Origin of the sequence: Amycolatopsis camponoti (assembly GCF_902497555.1) — a bacterium.
Taxonomy (GTDB): domain Bacteria; phylum Actinomycetota; class Actinomycetes; order Mycobacteriales; family Pseudonocardiaceae; genus Amycolatopsis; species Amycolatopsis camponoti.
On record NZ_CABVGP010000002.1, the window covers coordinates 2535814 to 2554690 of the forward strand.

Annotated in this window: 11 protein-coding genes and 1 pseudogene; 3 read left to right on the forward strand and 9 right to left on the reverse strand. The window is 66.1% G+C overall.

Annotation, left to right across the window (positions count from 1 at the left end):
* Positions 1–12: 12 nt before the first annotated feature.
* From AA23TX_RS32270 to AA23TX_RS32280, 3 genes are read right to left on the reverse strand one after another with little or no spacing between them, the layout of a single operon-like run.
* Positions 13–4119 (reverse strand): TIGR02680 family protein, encoded by a 4107-nt coding sequence (locus AA23TX_RS32270; RefSeq protein ID WP_155546518.1) that lies wholly within the window; start codon positions 4117–4119, stop codon positions 13–15.
* On the reverse strand, positions 4116–5312 hold the full coding sequence (locus AA23TX_RS32275; RefSeq protein WP_155546519.1) for a TIGR02678 family protein: 1197 nt from the start codon (positions 5310–5312) through the stop codon (positions 4116–4118). Before AA23TX_RS32275 ends, AA23TX_RS32270 begins: the two co-directional genes overlap by 4 nt.
* The gene (locus AA23TX_RS32280) at positions 5309–6826 is read right to left on the reverse strand and encodes a TIGR02677 family protein (RefSeq protein ID WP_196425617.1); all 1518 of its coding nucleotides are present in this window, start codon (positions 6824–6826) and stop codon (positions 5309–5311) included. The genes AA23TX_RS32275 and AA23TX_RS32280 overlap by 4 nt, the downstream gene beginning before the upstream one ends.
* A gap of 251 nt (positions 6827–7077) precedes the next feature.
* On the opposite strand from AA23TX_RS32280, the gene AA23TX_RS32285 reads away from it, so the two are divergent.
* Positions 7078–8043 carry a PIN-like domain-containing protein gene (locus tag AA23TX_RS32285; RefSeq protein ID WP_155546521.1) on the forward strand — a complete coding sequence of 322 codons (966 nt, stop codon included), beginning with the start codon at positions 7078–7080 and terminating at the stop codon, positions 8041–8043.
* Positions 8044–8407: 364 nt separating this feature from the next.
* Here AA23TX_RS32285 and AA23TX_RS32290 read toward each other — a convergent pair whose 3' ends face one another.
* From AA23TX_RS32290 to AA23TX_RS32310, 5 genes are all read right to left on the reverse strand, one after another.
* A complete protein-coding gene (locus AA23TX_RS32290; RefSeq protein ID WP_155546522.1) occupies positions 8408–9361 on the reverse strand; it encodes a nucleotidyltransferase domain-containing protein in 954 nt (317 codons plus the stop codon).
* Positions 9358–9900 (reverse strand): Cap15 family cyclic dinucleotide receptor domain-containing protein, encoded by a 543-nt coding sequence (locus tag AA23TX_RS32295; RefSeq protein WP_155546523.1) that lies wholly within the window; start codon positions 9898–9900, stop codon positions 9358–9360. The genes AA23TX_RS32290 and AA23TX_RS32295 overlap by 4 nt, the downstream gene beginning before the upstream one ends.
* Positions 9901–9960: 60 nt before the next feature.
* Positions 9961–12246 (reverse strand): ThiF family adenylyltransferase, encoded by a 2286-nt coding sequence (locus tag AA23TX_RS32300; RefSeq protein WP_155546524.1) that lies wholly within the window; start codon positions 12244–12246, stop codon positions 9961–9963.
* Positions 12243–13754: a hypothetical protein gene (locus AA23TX_RS32305; RefSeq protein WP_155546525.1), complete on the reverse strand. Its 1512-nt coding sequence runs from the start codon at positions 13752–13754 to the stop codon at positions 12243–12245. The genes AA23TX_RS32300 and AA23TX_RS32305 overlap by 4 nt, the downstream gene beginning before the upstream one ends.
* Positions 13755–14331: 577 nt before the next feature.
* Complete coding sequence (locus AA23TX_RS32310) at positions 14332–16047, reverse strand: caspase, EACC1-associated type (RefSeq protein WP_338422524.1); 1716 nt, start codon at positions 16045–16047, stop codon at positions 14332–14334.
* A gap of 150 nt (positions 16048–16197) precedes the next feature.
* Here AA23TX_RS32310 and AA23TX_RS32315 point away from each other — a divergent pair, with 150 nt between their 5' ends.
* Entirely contained in the window at positions 16198–16572 is a 375-nt protein-coding gene (locus tag AA23TX_RS32315) for an effector-associated constant component EACC1 (protein WP_155546527.1), read from the forward strand.
* Positions 16573–16956: 384 nt separating this feature from the next.
* Here the strand turns inward: AA23TX_RS32315 and AA23TX_RS51290 are convergent.
* Positions 16957–17682, reverse strand: a pseudogene (locus AA23TX_RS51290) (DNA-processing protein DprA).
* Positions 17683–17825: 143 nt separating this feature from the next.
* Between AA23TX_RS51290 and AA23TX_RS32325 the strand changes: the two are divergent.
* Positions 17826–18725, forward strand: a complete 900-nt coding sequence (locus AA23TX_RS32325) for an abortive infection family protein (RefSeq protein ID WP_155546528.1) — start codon at positions 17826–17828, stop codon at positions 18723–18725.
* Positions 18726–18877: the final 152 nt, after the last annotated feature.

The following is an 18877-nucleotide window of genomic DNA, read 5'->3' on the forward strand; positions in this document are numbered from 1 at the left end:
GCTCGCTCCCTCCTATGTTCCCGGGGTGGCCAATGCCGGGTCTTCCAGCCGGTGCCGGGTTCGGCCGTCCCAGATGAACGGCGTCGTGAGCACCCCGGGCGTCGCCGGATCCCGGAACAAGCTGTAGGTGACCAGACCCGGTACCTCGGCGTGGAAGCCCCACTCGTCGTGGCTGGCCAGAACGAAGTCGAGGTCTAGGTCGGTCAGCAGGCGCAGGCAGCTGCCCCGCATCTCGGCGTCGATCCCGGCGAACGCTTCGTCCAGGTACACCGGGCGCGGCGCAGTCGCCGCAGCCCCGGCGTAGTGCGCCGCGGCGGCGACGAACAGAGGTAGCTGCAGCATGACCGCTTTCTCGCCGCCGGACCCCTGCTGGTGCTTGGCGTCGTTGAGCGGCGCCCATTTCTCACCTTCGTCGTGTCGCACCTCCAGGCGGAAGCGGGACCAAAGTCGGTAGTCGAGAGCTTCCCGCAGGTGCACCCGCCAATCACCGACGGCGTCGTCTTCGCGCACCCGTCTGACCCGGTCGGCCAAGAAGCCGACCAGCCGGTCCCGAGCCTCGTCGTTGAGAAACCTCGTGGCCTGCCTGTCGAGCAGCTCGACGGCCTCAGCCACGTCGGCGCCCGCTTCTTCATCCGGTTCCCACTGCAGCCGCATCCGCAAGCCTGATGCGGTGGGCCGCTCGGCCAGCAGCAGGTTCATCCGGTCGCGCAAGCTCTTCGCCTCGACCCGGCATTGCCGTAGGTGTTCACCGATCCGGCCCAGTAGCACCTCGGCGAACAGTTTGCGCTCTTGGTCGTCGAGGTAGCCGCGGCGGGTTTCCACCTCGTCCGTGATGATCTCGCGCAGCTTCGGAACAGTCTCGTCCACGCCGTTGTGAGTCACGCGCACGACGAACAGCTCGCCTTCGTTGTCCCCCCAAGGACGCCAGTCCGGGCCGGTAATGGCCCGCTGCAGATCGCGGAAGTGCTCGTCGACCAGGTTGCGAGCCGAATTACGGGCTTTGTCGGAGATGTCTTCCTGCCGGAGAGCCTGCTCGGCGCGCCGCGCGTCTTCCAGGCTGTGGGTGAGACTTGGGTTCACCGCGACGCTCTCCATCCCGAAGATCCCCGCCAAGTCGAGGAACCCGAGGTGGCGCATCCGCTCGAACCCGGCGACTGCCTCGGCACGCTCATGTTCTCGCGCTTCCCGGTCGTGCTCGATCGCGCCCAGCAGGCCCTTGGCCTCACCGTGGCGTTCCGCGGCTTCCTGGGCCTGCTGCCTGAGTGCGGTCATCTCCCGCTCCAGATCCCGTAGCGCCGATCGGCTCTGCTCCACTTCGGCCAGAACCCGCCGGACGTCGGCGCCGATCAACATGTTGCGGGCCTCGAACTCGGCGGTGAGCTCCGCAGTTTCCGTGGCGGCGGCCCGGTATTCGGCGTCGGCAGCTTCACAACGCGTTCGCGACCGGTCGGCTCTGCTGGTGGCCGCCGCGTGGGACGAGCGGAACGTGGCGACGCGCCCGGCCGCGGCGACCATGTCGGTAACGGCCTCCCGGTAGTCCCCGAGGGCTTGTTCCAGCTGATCCAGCGCTGCTGCTGAGACGTCGAACGACTGCTCCCTGCCGTAGGACGCCAGCCTGTCGGTCGCCGCAGTCAGCTCGGCGCGCCGAACTTCCAGGCGTTCGGTTGCACGGTGCACGTCGGAGGTGAGAACGGCCGTCGCGGAGAGCGCGAAGTCGAGTTCGAGGCGTGCGGTCCGGACAGGCTCGTCGCTCGGACAGCTGGTTCGCTCCGCCCGGACCTGCGCCACGCGGCCGTCTAGGACGGCGATCCCGGCTTCCAGCCGCTCGGCCAGCTCCGTCAGCTCGGTGAGCCGGGCGTCGAGCCGGGCGAGCTCCCGTTCGCGGGCTGCAGCGCGGGTGCCTGCCCCGATGTACCTCGCCGGGCCGCTCTCCGTGCGACCGGTGAGCGGCCCGATCGACCAGCCGCCGTCAGCGCTCATCCAGGTCTCGCCGAGCTCCGGCGCGGCGCTGGGCCGGAACGCGATACCACGTAGGACGGCATCCACGACTCCGGTCGGCACATCGGTACCTGCCACCGGGCGCAGCACCTCGGCGAGGGTCGCACCCACCACGGGCGTGGCCGTCGGTCGCAGGAAGGTGTCCAAGGTGCCTGGGTGCTGCAGCGCCCCGTCGGGCGTCACCCAGGCGTCCAGGACACCTGCGCCAAACAGCGCCCCCTCTGTCGCATCGCGGACGTCGTCCCCGGTCCCTTCCGCGAAGTCCACGAGCCGCCAGAACGCCGCGCCAGCCGAGGTCGGGGTCCGGTCCCGACGGGTGACCGGAGGGGCCGAGGGCGCCAGCTCGGCCTGTGCGGCAACATGGTCGCGCTCGGCGGCGACCTCCGCATAGGACGCCGCACAGGACTGTCGGTCCACAACCACCGCTGCGCGCTCGGCCAGTAAGGTGTTCTCGATCGTCCGCGAGCTGACCAAGACCTCTTCGTACAGCCGCCCGGCACCGGGCTCGCCAGCGGCCGCGGCCAGATCGAGCAGGCTCGCGGTGACGGCCTCGTCCCACACATGTTCGCGGCAGTCGCCCATCCAGGAGAGCAACGCGGTGCTCACGCCTTCGACAGCGATGTGCATGGCCCCCTGCTTGCGCGCGACCATGTCCGCTGACTCGTCCCGGCGGGCCACCAGATCGTCCCGCAACATCTGAGCGCGGCCGAACCCGGCCTGAGCCTGATCGACCTCGCGAAGCATCCTGCGAGCGTTGCCCACGGCGGATCGACGTGCCGAAACGACGGTTTGGAGCACGGTCCGCACCGCTGCCGCGTCGGTGTTCAGGCGCTCGGCCTGCATGTCGTGTTCGAGGCTGAGACCGCATCGTCGAGCTCGGTCACCCGCTTGGCCGGCGGACTCGGCAAGCTCCGTCGTGGCGTCCTGCAACGCGCCCGCGGCGACATCGACCTCGGACACAGCCCCGTCGAACTCTCGGCGGCATTCGAGCAGCCGAACCTCCGCCTGCGTCGACTGCCTGGCTGCGGCCGCCGCCTGCCTTTCCATAGCGACCAGGGTGGCGTGCTGTTCCATTTCCGGCCGCTGTTCCAGCGCTCGGATGCTCGCCTGCATCCGGGACCGGTCCAGTTCCAGCGTCGACGAGCGATCGGCCAGTTCCACCACTGCCGCGCCAGCGGTGGCGAGGCTCTGCCGCGCCTGGGTTTCCTGGCGAGTCACGTCGTCGTACCGGGTGACCGCCGAGCGAACCTTGCCGGCCACGTGCCGGACCACGCGCCGCGCGTAGGCGCGGTACGCCGTGAGGAAGCGGTCGACGTTGTTGCCCGCGTCGACGAGGTCCTGCAGGTCCTCCTGGTCCCGGGCGAGCTCGTCGAAGCCGTTGGCCAGGTCGTCGACGAGTGACTGGTCGACCGGGGGCAGTCCGTCCCGCAGCAGTTCGGCCAGCCGTTCGACGCCGAAATTCTCGCTGAGCTTGGGGCGGCGCAGGGTGATCAGCAGCTCGACCAGGGATCGGTAGCGCTCGATGCTCAACCCGAAGAGCTGTTTCGCGACGGCTGCACGATACGCCTCGGCGGTGGCGAACACCGCCTGCGGTTCCAGCAGTTCGGCGAGCTTCTTCTCGCTCGCCGGCGTCCTGGACTCGTCGTACAGTGCGAAACCCTCGCCGACACGAAGGCGGGTCATGAAGTACCACGAGTCCGGTGATCCGCTCCGGCTCGCCTGAGCGCGCATTCCGGCGCCGACCGTCAAGTACTCCGCGGTGCCGTCCTCGCGCAGCCGTCCGTATTCGCACCAGACGTACCCGATCTGGTGCTTGCGGTCGTCGTAGAGGAGGTTATCCCGCATCGAGCGGGCCGCGTTGCCGAACGGATCGAGCCGGCGCGCCGTGAGGTTCGCGTCGAACAGGAACGGGCTGGTGACCTCGAGCACCTTGGTCTTTCCGCTGCCATTGCGGCCCCGCAGCACCAGCCTGCCTTGGTGGAAGAAGAACTCCTGGTCGTCGTACTGCCAGATGCCCAGCAGTCCCATCCGCAGGGGCTGGAACCGGGCGAGCGCCGGTCGCGGCGGCTCGCCCGCGAGCAGCGTCGACAGGGCATGGTCCGCGGCTTCGCGCCCGGTCATGCCGGCACGTCGTTCGCTCGGCTCGGCCGTCCAGCAACGTCCCCGAACGACGAAGGGTCGCTCGCCGACGACCGGAACCTGCCGAGCGCTGGGAGCAGCTGTACCCCGTCGGCCTCGCGTCGCACCAACCGAAGTGCGGAGAGTACTTTCAGTGCTTCTTCGAGGACGTTCGCCGATGTCACCGGCTTGTTCCCGATCGACTTGACCCGGGTGGCCACCTGCTCGGTCACCCACTCCGCCAGTTCCCGTAACCGGCTGCCCCCGACGACCACGCCGCCGTCCGCGCCGGGCTCCGCGGTCAGGGCCCCCGCCAGCAGAAGCGCGGCGAACTCTCGCGTGCGCTCCGCCGGGAACCGCAGATCGGTGAGTTCGTCGTCGACGATCGCGGCACCCTCCGCGCGCACTTCCACTTGGACGCCGAGGAGCTCCTTGACCTCGTGGAGCAGGGCATGGCGTTGGGAACGGAGGTATTCGCGCTCCCCTTCGGTGAGTTCGTCGAGGTACACCAGCGGTTCGTCGACGAGCCGGCGCATGATCACGTGCCGGCGTCGCCGGTTATGTCCCGCCGGAGTGTCGGGGTGGGGTTCGGCGGTGAGTCCCGCCGGCGTCCCGGCCCGCGTCGGCGCGACCGGGCAGGCCAGCAGTAGCGCCGCGACGTGGTGGTCGACGTCGTAGATCGCGTTGCCGGAACCGGAAACGTACTCGGCTTCATCCTGTTCAGTGGACGCCCGGTCCCGGGTCGGCACGAGCACACCGTGGTCGACCAGCAACCGAAGCGACTGCACGAGCCTGCGGCGCTCCGCGAAGTCGGCGGGATCGAAGGTCGGGATTTCGGTCCGCGTCCCCGACAGCACGCCGACGACGTCCGCGATCTCGGTGATCACCACCTGGTCGCCGCCGTCTTCCAGCGCCGCCAGCACTAGGCAGTACAGCACGCAGACGCGCTGCTCCGGGGCATCGTGGGGCAGGCACGGTGTCCCTGCAGGGATCTTTTGTAAGCGGATCACGTCGCGGTCGACCACCAGGTTCCAGCCGAGGTTGTGCTCGAACCACTGCTGCAGCCGGTCGCGATAGAGCGGCCGCCGCACGATGGCTGCGACAGCCGCGTCCGGTCCGCCGGAGCTCAGCAACGGCCTCACCAGCAACGCGCGAGCGGCCTCCTGCAGGGTCTCGATCGCGACTTCCTTGCTCATTCGCCACCTCGGTGAAGATCGAGGACAGTCAGTTCGAAGTCCTCCAGTACGAGGACACCGCGCGCCGTGCGGACGACCGCTCGGTGTGGTGCGTATGCGTTCTCCGGAGCCGGCCGCAGCACGACGCGGAGCCGCCCGTCCCCGGTCCGGCCCGTCCGCCTTCCCGTAGTGTCCGGGCTGGCCGAGAGCACGACGTTCAAGCAGCTCAGGAACACATCCAGTTCGGTCTCGGACAATACGGGCAGCGCGGACACCCGTGCGGGTGTCCGAGCCGTTAGCAGACGGATCGCGGCGTCGGTGGCTGCCTGCTCTTGCGCCTGCAGCCGGGCGAGTTCGAGCTTGGCCGCCCGCGGGTCGCGTACGCCGTTGGGCCGCCCGGTCGTGGACCGGGGGCCCTGCTTGCGCAACCGCGGCTCGATCGGCGCGGCGGGTCCTTCCCACCAGCTGGTCTTGCTCCTGAGGTCGAGATCGCTCGCCGGCGGGTGGGCGGCGCCGAAGTGTCGAGCCGAGTACATGCCGAAGGCGGAACGCCAGATCGCCGCGCGGGCGCCGGCGTCCCTGGTGCCGGCGAACCACGTCGCGAGAGTCATCATGTCGGCTGCTCGGTTCACCTTGCGGAACCGCTGGTTGTTCCGCCGACGCACAGTGGCGACGATCAGGTTGACGGCTTCGGCCGAGCGGTCCTGCAGGGTCTGAGTCACCGGTGGCCGGTCGTGATCGCCGAAGAACCAGCCGCGCAGTCCCCGCCACTGGCTTTCGAGTTGCACAGCGTCGCGATCGGCGACTTCGCTCAGCGACATGCCGAGTGTCGGCGTCGCCTCGAACAGCGCGAGCCCAGGGAACAAGGCAACCACGCCCGCGGACTCGGCGGCGTCGATCGCCTGCGTGATCGGCGACGCATAACGCAGCAAAGCCATGACGAACGTACGCAGATAGAGGATTACGTCGTCCTTGTAGACCAGGAACACCTCGTCCTCGATGTCGCTGCCGGGTTCGAGCGCATGGTTGAGTCCCTGCACGAACCGCTTCGCGTTCTCCGACAGCTGGACGAAGCCGTTGAAGATGCGCTGCACCGTGCTGTAGACGTCACGTTTCGACGCCCGGTTTTGCAAGAGCTTGTGCAGCTCGTCCAGTGCCCGAAGCACCTCCGGAAGCATCGACGACTGCAGAGCGCCCGCCGCACCCAGCTCCTGGTCGATCGCGGTGAGTGCGCGGTGCACCTGCGCGCCGGCCGGCGTCAGCTGGTAGAGGTAGTCCTTCTTCAGATACTCCTGGTAGGTGCCCTTGCGGTGGCGGTTCTGGATCCGGTCGACGTTGCCCCACTCGTAAAGGCTCGCGAGCAGGCGGTCGACTGGAGGCTCCTCGGCGCGGCGGGGCGATTCCTCGAGCCGTCTCGCCACGCGCTGCCCGATCTCGGCGGTGGTCAGGTGCAGGCCGAGACGTCCCTCCTCCTCGAGGAGGACATCCAGTACCAGCCGGTAGTGCGCCGCGTCGGGCCTGGTCAAGTAGGTCACGACCGGCATCTGCCCCGGCAGGCCCGAGTCAGGGGACTTCCCTTCCGCAGAGGAGCCAGAAAGATCATCGACTTCCGGAAGTGCTGAAAAACTGCGTACTCCGGTTCCGGTCCTCTCCAGTCGAAACCCCTCCCCACGACACCGGCGCGCCGGTGACGGGGGTTCCGTCGCGCGCGCTAGATCGTTGGCTAGAGTACCTGTCTTCGCGATACCTCGAACACGCGACACAGGTTTCACTCGAAAGTGTTTATTTGATCTTGGGAGCAGGTGATATGGCGGCCCTTCGCGACCACCGGGACGAAAACTCCCTGCTGCAAGATTGGCAAGAGCGGCTGGAGCACCTCGACAACGCGACCTTCGTTCTCGACACCTGCTCCTACCTTCACCTTTTCCGGTCGCGAGGCGAGGAAGGCCGCCGGTTGTCGGCTGCGATCGATTCCGTCAAGGACCGCTTGTGGGTACCACATCAGGTTCTCGTCGAGTTCGTCGGCAATTCTCCGACCATTGTCGGGAGCATTCTCCAGGAGGCGGAGATCGCAGCGGCCGAGGTCGGCATGCTCATGCAGCGGCTGGACGTGGTGGCCCGCCGGCAAATGCGGCGGATCGCGGCCGAGGATCCACGGGGGAAGAACGCCCTGCGGAACGTGGAACTGGCGGTGAGGACGCTTCAGCAGGTTCTGGTATCCGCGGGCCATCACGGCTCCGATCCCGAGCCGGCGTTGACGGCTCATGCGATCGCCGTCGCCGACCAGGTGAAGGACATCATGACCGGCCGCGTAGGACCGGAGCCTACCGCGTCGAAGTGGGCGAGGTGGATCGAAGACTCGCGTAAGAGGGTTCGCTACGGTCATGCGCCGAGCTGGGGTGACCGGAAGAAAAAGGAGCCTTTGCGGCACAGCGACTGCCTGATCTGGCACGAGCTCCTGGAGTTCGCCCTAGGGCAGCCCTCTGGGCGGGCCATCGCATTCGTCACCGAAGACTTGAAAGAGGGTAGCTGGGTCGAGCACCGCAACGGGCGGGCAGTGGGCGCCCACCCGGACTTGGTGCACGAGATGCAAGACAAGGCAGCGACGCCGTTGATCGTCCTGACGCCGGCAAATTTGACGGCCTACGCGGCGCATTCGGAGAGCAAGCGGACCTGGGAAGCCGATCTCGGCTGGGGCGAGGAAGCACCCGGCGGATCGCTCCGTCCGATCCGGTCGTTCTTTGCCAGCTGAACCAAAGCCCAGTGCAGGTATGGTCGTCGTAGTCCCCGACTGGCCGAGCGGCCACGGTCAGTGGCACTTCGATCACGGTGCGGTGCGGATTTCCCGGGTCGGGACGCACTCGCCACAGCGGGGCCGCCCGCGGCGGCGGAAGCCCGCCCTGCCCGGCAATCCGCAGCCGGTGGGGTCGCCCGGCGGGCTTCCGCCCCCGCAAGGCGCCGCTAGAGTGCGTCGGCCCGGCCGGAACACTCGCACCGCTGTTCGCGGCGCCACATCAGTCGCACAGTCGCCGACAGCGAACTCCCGGCGCATGCCGTTGTGCGGCATCGTTACGGAGACCGTCGCTGGAGGAGCCGGTGGCTCGTGTAGCGCGACCTCAGAGGCCAAGCAGCGCGTTGAGGAACTTCTCCGCCCGACATACGCACCACTGGTCTGGTCCCTTGCCGAACAGGTTCACCAGTTTGTTCTGGCAGAGCAGCGTGTTGAACTCGTCGGGGCTGTCAGTGCACTTTCGGTGCAGCCAGCGTGTCGCTGCGTAGAACGCCGAATGGAGGCTGGTGCGGAACGTAGTGTCAGGCACGTTGTAGTACAGGCACTCGATGAAGTACGACGGCGCCACTTCCTTCTTGTCAAGAAGTTCTACTTCTATTGCCTTGTGGCGAGCATTCTTTGCGACCCGAATTACTTCTTTGAACCTGCCGCCGGTCCAGCGATCCTTCGAGTTGCCGTTAAGTAGATGCTGTTTCGGGTAGTTGATGATCGATGTGCCGTGTTTGTCGCGGAAGAATATCCCTTCGTCATACTTTTCTTTTCCGGATGCTGGAAACTCGTCGTACCTCCGATATTCCATTGCGGGAAGAATGTCAGCAGGCACTCGGGCGATTGAATCCCAGTCTGCGATGTTGACGCACTTGCTGCGTGGGCGGACGTAGTATCTTTCTTTGAGTCCGGACTGTACGTCCTGGCTGAAAAAGTCGGACGTCATCGGCGATGGTGCATATCGGCGGTGGAAGTTCTCGATGTCACCCGGGTGGAGCTTCTCCTTGAGAGCCTTCACCTCTTCCTCGAACGGCATCTTCAGCAGGATAACCAGATCCACGTCGCTGGAGTCGCTGATGTTCGTGCCGTTAGCGTAAGATCCCTGCAGGAAAACCTCGTACTCGTTCTCGTCCGGCGCACGGTCGCGAGACGCGGTTCCGAACTTATATCCGCGTTCTCGTAACAGCCGTGATTTGCGCAACGCGTCGTGCAATACGTCCTTGGTCCAGGAGAGCATGAACTCACCCGGTGGCCGTGCCCATTCGCGCATCTGTTCCGGGTCGATGGTCATGCTGAGTCCTTCACTTTGGTGAATATCAGTGCCCCGGCGGTGCCGCGGTCGATGTCGGTGAAGTAGTTTCCGGCGAGGGTCTTGCCGTCCTGCGACAGTTGGAGGGTGGCGGAGCCTTCGTGGTGCCTGATCTCTTGGTTTTTTTGTGTAGGCTCGTTGACGTATACGTAATGCAGGCCATGTCCTGGTCCAGGCGCGGCGCCGATCATCGCCAGCCTCGAGTATGACTGTGATTGGCCGGTGGCCAGTTCGATCAGAATCCGTGACGACGTCTGGTGGATCCTCAATGTCGCCGGGTATGGTTCGTCGGGCCGGAAGCTGCTATGGATGCCGCCTGACCATGTCCCGCTGTAGTCCGGAATGTCGCTCACCGGCTTCCCGAACGGCCGAGACTTCCAGAGCAGTCTGTCGTAGACCTTCCACAACAGAGAGTAGAATCCGACCACAGCAGGGGTGTCCAGCCACCATGGAGGCGAGGTGTCCGACAGCTGGAACCCGCGCCCCAGCAGCCAGGCGAGCAGGATCGCGACGACCGCCATCAGCAGCATTATGGTCCGCTGCCGGGCCGAATCCGTCGAGTACGGGTGCACTGCGGATCCCTAGCGCGGTAAGCCTGCGGAGTCGGGGCCGCCGGGATAGAAGAGCCCGGCGTACCACTGTGGCCTCTTCTGCCCGCCGATCCATGTGCGCCACCTGTCGTGGTCCTGTCCTCCGAGGATCACGAGTAGAGCCGCTGTGCCGGTTTCATCTGTCATCTTTTGCATCGCGATTCGATCGTCCGGGCTCGGTTCGGCTGCATTTCGTGGATGGGTATGCCATCCACCGACAAACTGGACCTGCTGCCGGGTCAGGAAGCGGCGTTGCTCTACCGCTTCCCTCGCCGCGACCGGATCGACATACAGCTTCTCGGCGAACGCTTCACTGCCGTCCGGCAGGCCGTGCGCCTCGGTGACCCACACGACCCGGCTGGCATGATCGATCTGCCCCAGCAAGAGACCTCCCGTTTCGATGTCCGGACCGCGCGTGCCTGCCATCCGGATGACGTCGTTGCGCATCTCGGCGAACGCAGATGGGCTCAGCCGTACGTGGTATCCCTGCTCGGCGTCTACTGCCGCGATGTCCTCAGGCCAGTGCCGGCGATCCGAAGTCGGGTACTGCCCGCGCGTCCCCGGAGCGCGTAGGACCGAGGCCCACCTCAACGGCTGGGCCGGGTGCAGTGGGGCGCCGAGGATGGTCAGCGCGTCGTTGAGCAGCCAAGCCGAGAAGGACGCGAGATCTGCCGCCGAACCCACGTAGGTGAGGTCCGAGCAGCCCGGCTCGGGCAGGAACAAGTCGGTCCGCGGCAGGGCCGGGTAGAAGTCGTCGAGCACGTCGAGAAGACTGTCGTCGTCGGCCGCGGTCACCGCCAGCTTGCGCAGAATGTCGGCGCCGGCACCGCCGGCGCCCGGCAGCGCCAGAGTGGCGACCCCGCGTGCTGAGTCGTGGCCGACCGTCATCGACAGCAGAGGCGGCTGCGACCGGCCACCCTCCCAGCGGGATCGCTCGAGTGCGGCGGCGACGGTGCGAGCCGCAGTGGCGTCGATGATTAGATCCACGTCGATGTCGTGGTCCTGCAGCACGTGTACCACCGCGTCACCGTGCGTCGCTGTGATCTTCGTACCGGAGCGGATTGCTGCGAGCCGGTGGGCGAGGACCTTGGCCTTCGGCTGGCGGAAGTCTGCTTCGGTGTAAGGCTGGCGCACCAGAATCCCGGGCAGAACGCCCCCATTGTCGATGATGCGTAGCTCGGCCGCTCCCGCACGGACGCAGAACTCGGCGATGGGTGCGCCTAGGCCGCCGCAGCCCAGCAGGAGAATCCGTTTGTTGCGCAACCATGACGCGGGTCTGCTCACATCGCGGCGGATGGTGAACCGGGGGCGCTGATCGAGAACCTGAACCCACAGCACCCGATCCTGCGCAGTCAGTGGACGGGAGACCAGGCGGGATCCGTTCAACAGCCACGCCGCTAGATAGGCGACGCGCGATGGCGCGGCTGATCCGGTTGGTGCGGGGCTCACCACCAGCACGACTACTGGCGGACCAGCACCGGTTTCAGGGTTCGGCGGCAGATGGCGGTCGTTGGCTTCCCATGCGCGCTGCAGTCTCTCTTTCAATCGGTCGGTGTCGATACGCTGCTCCCGCAGCCCCGCCAGCAGGTCGCCTATTCGAGTGGGAAAGCTGAAACCGACCGGGTCAGGCAACCCGATAACCACTGCCAGGAACGCTGGGCCGTTCTCGGGAGGTCCTGCATCGTCTGTGGTGATCCAGCGTCGTACTTCCCAGCGGTTGCGGCCGACCAGACCGACCCACGCCCAGCACAGCCACGGCTCCGGATCGGCTTCGAGTGCATCAGGGAGTTCCTGCTGAACCGTGATGACGTCCGAGATGGAGGTGCCGGTCACCGGCGGCTCCGGGACGATGTCGCCGAAGGTGAGAGTTCCCTCTTCGACACAGCGGAACCACTCGATCAGACGATCGGCGAGTCCGTGCATGCCTCGTGCGGGATCCCAGTCGTTGTCTGAGAGGTACAGGCAGATGCGGTGTCCCCAGAGTACGTGGGGCAGCCCGGCGAACCGGTTGTGGTCTGTGTGGACGCTCGGCTCGTGAAACGGATACGTCGGCGGCACCATCACGTACACCGCCTCGGCCGACTGCAAGGAAACCAGCGGTGTCCGGTCCCGTTGCGCCTGGCAGTCGATCAGCAAATCGATGCGGACCTTTGCGGCCACGTCCGTGCGCTCGTGCGTCCGGACGACCGCGATGCCTCCGGCAGTCAGGCGCTCCAGCTCGGAGAGCTCCCGTTGCGCTTGTCGCTGGCCCGGGGTGAGGGGAATGAGGCCGGTCACGAGCGGCCGAACGTGATGGCCGTTTGTGGTGCCGAGCCGATTCCCTGCATCACCGCCTGGGTCGCCTTCAGACCGTAAGGTGCCCTGACTTGGCTACCGGAGGCACCTCGACCACCGGAGACCGTTCCTGGCGTCCGCGAGCGGTGCGCAGGCGAGTCGGCGCCCGGCGCTGCGCCGCGGGTGGTGTTGTGGTCACCGGCGCTCGACGAGCGGGTTGTCTCGTGTGCCCTGTCCGAGGCGAAGGCCGGGCGGGTGGTGCCGTTTGTGCCGTGCGTGCTCCTGGAAGCTTCTGCAGACGCTCCCGGCTCAACCATGCCGGCGAAGTCCTGCGCCGGTTCCCGGTCCCCGCCGGGTGCCCCCTCGGTAGTGGGGGAGGATTTTCGCGGGATCTCGACATGGGTGGCCACGGCGCCCGGTTCCGCAGTTGCAGGCCTGGTGAAGCTGTGGGGATCTCCGGCGCTCGGCGGCTGCGCTGCCTCCGTGGAGCTTCCTGCCGCTTGCGGGGGGCTGAGCAAGAGATGTCCTGGTGGAGGCTGCTCGGCCTGACCTGGTGCGTGCTCTCGAACCGGGTACGCAGCCAGCAGATCTGCGATCGCCGGCCGGCCGCTCCGACCGGCCAAGGCGAGCCGCAGCGCTGTGGGCCTGGGCGTACGAGGGGCCTCCGGCAACTTCGAAGCATCACCGAGCAGTCGCTCCAGGTCCGTGCACTCGGGACGATGCCCGGTGCTGGCACACAGCAACGGACCCAGCGTCGCATACACCGCGACCATGCCGGACACCGGGAGCGCCATGGGCTGGTCCGAGTTCGCCCACCGCAGCGCGGCCTCGGGCACGAGCACCGCGACCAGCGGAGGCAATCCGGTGAGACGCACGATCATGCGGGCCGAGCCGTCGCTGCCGACGACGGTCTCCAGCCAGAACGACTCCAGCAGGACGGCGAACGCGCCCAGCATCCGGCAGTCGACGGCTCCCCACACCAAGGCGATAGCCAGCCAATCGCGCTTCCCGAAGATCTCGGAGGCATCCTGCCTGAGCGGATCCTGCCAGCCCTCGCTGAGGACGAGCTCGCTCGAGACCTGCGGATGCTCGCCGGCGATGTCGAGGCGGTCTGAGGTCGGCTCCTGTGCCTCCGTCGCGTCAGGCCGGGGGACAGCGGGCTGCTGTACCTCCTCATCGATGAATCGCTGACGCAAGACATGCCACTGCCCGGACCCGTCCGGATGAGGTGCCCACCAAACGTGAAGCGTGGTCGCCGTCCGTGGCACGGTGTCGGTGCGTGCCACTCGCTTTTTCGAGCGGGGAACGCAGGTTTCGCACGTGTTTCCGTGGGCAGTGATGATCATGATGTCGGTGTTGACCGCGATCTCGACCCGGGTTTCACAGTCGGTGCATGCCCGGCTGGCTGTGACTTCGTGCCTCGCCGCCGGTTCCTGCGCATAGTCGTCGCGCGTCGCCGCGAATGTCGGCGTGGCGCCCGAGCTGTCCGCGTGAGGATCTTCGGCAACCACGGCATCCCGCTCGGCAGCTTCGGCTGGGGCGACGGGCGGCCCACCGGGCCTCGTGTCCGGGTGAGGACCGGATGTGACTACTGATTCTCCCTGCGGCCCGCGCGGACTGGCCTGCGTCGATCCGCTCTGTCCCGGTCCCTGCGGACCCGTCGGGTCGGAGTACGTGCCTGATCCCGGCCCGCCGGAGCCACCGTCCGGCGCGGACCTCCGGCGCCGAGTCGGGGTTCCACCCGAGATGTCTCGCTCAGGAGTGCCTCTGGAGGAATCGCCACGCGGGTTGGCACGTGGGCGGATATCACTGCCAGCACCGCCCGGGCCGCTCGTGCCTGGGCTGGCTCCTGTGGAGACCGGACGCCGATAGGTCACTGCCATGCTGACTATTATGCATTGATCAACAGATAATTGGGATCGTCAGGAACTGTTGATCTTAAGGGGTGCTAGTTCTTCGAAAACGTCTCGTTGGATCTGCTTTTTGTTGCAGTTCGTGAAAATTTCGTAGTGTTGCAGGGGAGTGGATTCCGCAGAAATGGACTGCTCTGGTGCTGCGCAGGTCGGCGATGCACGGTACGGGACAGTGTCACGAGCATCCGTAGTATTGCTTGGCAACACCAGTTTTGACGAACTGCCAGTTTTGTCCGTCTGTCGACGTCGGAGCGTAGACCGGCACGTCTCCGTCGGAGGCGTTGGACCTGAATGGCCCGAACGACTGCACGTGCACGACTGTGTCGTCGCCGATCGCGTAGCTGACGTTGAGACTGAAGGTGTAGTTCGCCTTGCATCCATGGGCGTCGATCCGGATCAATCCTTGCTTGTCTTTGCTGACAGCAAAGCCAGGACCGAGAGGTTCGTTTCGTGCAAGCTTGGCGTCGGGGTTGACGCTTGGGTCCATGGAACCGTCGACTCCGTCTTCGATTCCCTTGTCGACGAGTTTCTTTGCATCCAGATCGAGGTCGAAGACCCGGTTGCCGAGACCTCCGCAACCACCCTGGGGTGAATAGATCCAGGCGGCCTGCTCGTGTGTTGACGGCTTGAAAGACGGGGTGATATCCAAGATGTCGACTGTCTTGCCTGCCGTGGCTGACAAGAAGAGGTAGATGTAACCGCTCAGGTAGAAGGCCCCTCCTCGTGCAACGGCCTGCTCGCGGATGTCGGCACCAGCGGCCGGGAAGGTTTCTATTGCCGGGCCCTTGGCCGGCATCGAGACGGCGGTGCCGCCGTCACAGCCTCGCATTGTCGGCCAGGTGCTCCGCGCAACGAGCGTCGAATCGGGTGCTTCCTTGTTGGTAGTGGACGCCGCCGTCGTGCTCGGCGTCGCGCTGGTTTCGGGCGACGGCGACGCTGAGGTCATGGCGGGCGGTGATGACGGTGCTGTTGAGGAGTGCGGTGGGCTAGCTTGTGACTCGGAGTCTGTTTGCGTAGCGATGGCGTAAGTCAGCCCGGAGCCCAACGCTATGACGACCGCTGTGGCAACGATGATCGTCTTTTGTCGGGAGGGCCTTCGAGATTTTTCCGGCCTGGTGTCTTGAGCTGTGCCGCTTGGAAGTACCGGTTCGGAGCTCGTGGGACTGCCGGAAGCCACGTTGCGGAACATCGGAATGATGTGGGTCTGGCCAGTTGTCCGCTGCTGCGGTTTCGGTAGTGCCCGCTCATCCAGTGTCTGCCACAGGCGACCGTAGATATCGTTGAGTGAGAGGCTGGCGGGACCGTGCGGAACTCCATTGCGGAGCAGGTGCAGCAGCGCACCGGTAAACGCGGTGTTTCTCTCGCCTGCCGGAGCCAGTGCCATCTCGGTCGACGGGGTTGCGGCCAGGATGTACGTCCCCGTAATACCGAGGCTCGGGGTGTTGCTCATCCCGTCTGTTGCCAGGCCGCTGAAACAGCAGTCCAGTATGAGGATTCGGTTCCGCGCAGGGCAGTCGACAAGTATCTCCCGCAACAGTTGGTATCGAAGTGCGCTGGCCTGCAACTCCTCGGGGTCGGTTCCGCTGAGGCTCAGATAGAGCTCGTTGTTGTTGGCCGCCAGGCCATGGCCGGCGAAGTAGACGATGAGAGTGTCTGCGGTCGTCATGGCGTATCGCCGCAATGTGCGCGTAACGGAAAGCGCGTCGGGTGCGTTGCGGATGGTTGCGCAATGCTGCGGCAGCAGTCCGAAGACTGCGGGATCGGTCAGCGCCGCGGCGAGGTCGGTGAGGTTGTTGTCGACCGACGGCAGGTTGGGTAAATCAGTATTGCTGGCGTACACGCTCGTTCCCACGAGCACCGCTGCTGACCGCCGAAGGTCTGGTTCGAGCACTGCTATGAACTCCCGCCCCTGCGCCCTGATGACTCATGCGGGCAGGATGTCGCTCCATGCCGGGCGCGGTGTTACAGCTGCTAACGGTCTCGCTGTTTGTAACGATGCTTCCCGGCGGGATCTCCGGTATCCCTGAAGCGGCGGTGGTAGATGCGAGTCCTGTTGAGCTGTGATGGTTCGGCGCGCGATGCGCGAGGCCTGGCCGACTGGCTGAGGCGGGTTGACGAGCTGCGCGGAGGTGTCGAGCTCGTCGGCGGGCCGGTGCAGCCAGACAGGATGGGCGGTGTGCTCGATGTCGTCGGTATCGCAGTGGGCGGCGGGGGCGCTGCCACGGTGCTGATCCGTTCCGTCTTTACCTGGCTGGGGCAGCGACCGCGCGGTACCCGTCTGGTTTTGGACTTAGAGCAGGGCGTGGGCCGTAAGGTGCACCTCGAACTGAGCAGCGCCGACAACTGCGCCGCGGTGATCGGCCAAGTGCTGGCTGCGCTTGGCGATTCCTCGAACCCCGACCAGGAGCCCCGATAATCCTCGGCAGCTTCTGATTCTGTGCCGGTAAAGATTCGCATCGGCGTACCGGTGCCGGTCAGGCTCTTGCGTGCGGGTCGCCGATACCCAGCGAGACCCGGCCTTCGTCGGAACGCAACTCACCAGCTCATGCGCCCTTGAACGGGGTCGCTCAGCCATTGACGCCGCTAAGTGATCCGGTGGTCGGTAGCGCCGAGCGGCCGCAACAGCCTGAGCCTCGCCGGCCGGACGGCGGGCGAGGCCGGATCGACTGAGCAAGGGGAAGCCGAGGTCGAAGAGTGGTTGGTGCGGGACGTCGATGGGGTCGCCGGATACCAGGCAGGTGTCTTTCGTGAGCGCAAGCTGGCCTTACTCCAGCGTGCGGTGCGGGAGGCGGTGGCGGGCTCACGGGTGTGGGCCGCCACCTTCCCCGTGTGCGCGCGGCGGTCGGCCCGCGGTCCCTGAGATGGCCGGTGATGGCGAGGCAGGGCCACCGCCGGGGTGTGCGTCAGCGGTGGCGTGCTTCACCCCCGGGGACCACCGGCTCCGGCTCGGCGCCGGTCTCGGTGTCGTGTTCGAACACGGTGAGGTGTCGGTTGCCAGCGTCGCCAAACGGGCGGTGCCATACTGGATGAGCTGGTGACAGCCTGCGGATATGGCGGAGCTGATCGGTCCGGGGATGGCCAGGACCGGCCTGCCGAGTGTGGCGGCGATGTGCGCGGCGTGGCGGGCGCCACTGCTCTGTCCGGCTTCGATGACCACGGTCGCGTCGGTGAGGGAGCAGGCGCCGGCGGGTCACGAAGCGGTGCCGGGCCGATGGGACGCCGGGCGGATATCCCGATATGAGTGCGCCGGAGTGTGCGATCCGCTGGAGCAGGCTCACGTGCCCGGCTGGGTAGCCAGCGTCGAGGCCGCCAGGACCGCGACCGTGGCTGCGGGACGGTGGGCGGCGAGTGCGCCTCGGCGTCCGGCGCCGTCGATGCTGTAGGCGGCGCCGCTCCAGACCGCGATGTCGCGCGACGGTTCGGAGGCGTGGTGTTCGCCGTATTCGGTCGCGGCCTGCGCACCGCAAATCGTGACGGAGCGGGCGGCGGCGAGTTCGTCGGGCCGGCGAAGGCGTCGGCGGGCCATTCGTCTTCCGCGTCATGTCCGAGCGTGTTGTGTCGGGCGGTGTGTTCGGCAAGCGCCCGAATTCATCCATAGGTTGGTCGAGATCTATCATCGGTCAAGTGCTGGAGTAGGCGATCTTGTTGGACCGCCGGAAGGTAGGTCCGATGCCCGGAGCACCCGCGCCGTATCTCAGCCGCGCGACGCGTGCGGCGCTTAGGGACGTCGCAGCTTCGTTGACATTCTCCCAAGTCAGCCGCGTCTTTCGTGACGAGGGCTTCGCTGATCACATGTTGATGGCGGTGCGCGCCCAACCGGCGGCCGAGTCCAAGTGGATGGGGTTCCTTCAAGGCCTCGCGAGTGCCTCGAAGTTCACCGATCCGAGAAGCGTGGTCGATTTCTATATCGAAGCGGTGGATTGGGCCTCACCGACGCAGACCCTCGCAGCTCTCCGTGCTGTCGAGGAGATGCTGTGGCTTTTCGATCGGTCGGACGATAGCGGAGATGACTGGGATTCTCTTCCTGGAGAACGCTTGCGCCGTCAACTAGCAAAGGACGGTTGCCGCGTCGATGAACAGGGGCGGATTCATCCAGCGGCGAACCTGTTCGTCACCGGTGCAATCGCCGCGCTCGACGACCCGTCCTTGATCAGGCAGATTCTGCTGCGAATCACTCGCGCAGTACCGGACGACCCGATGCTGGCGATTGGTTCGGCAAAAGAACTGGTTGAAGCGACTTGCAAGGCCGTCCTCGTGCAGCTTGGACAGCCAGTTTCTGAAGCGGATCTGCCCGGGCTCGTCCGCAAAGCTGAGGAGGCCTTGGCTGTGCATCCTCGCAACGTTGACCAGCAGTTGGATGGCGGACCGGCTGTTCGTCGGTTGCTGGGCAGAGTGACTGCGATAGCTGATGATCTCGCGGCTTTGCGGAACACATGTGGAACTGGACATGCTCCGGCAGCCCTGCCGCAGGGGCTCCAACCTCGGCATGGCCGCCTCGCTGTCGCAGCAGCGGATGCCTGGTGCACTTTCATCCTTGATGAACTTGCGGCAGTGACGACGACTGGCTGACGAATGGGCGAAATCGCTTGTCGATGAAGGTTCCTGGTCGCCAGCCTTTAACTGGGGACGCCATGGCCAGCTCGATCAAAGGGGTGGTCGCTGGTCCTCCAGCCGCCGTGCGACGAGCCGCCAGCAATGAAGGGAGACAGAGTACTGAGTTT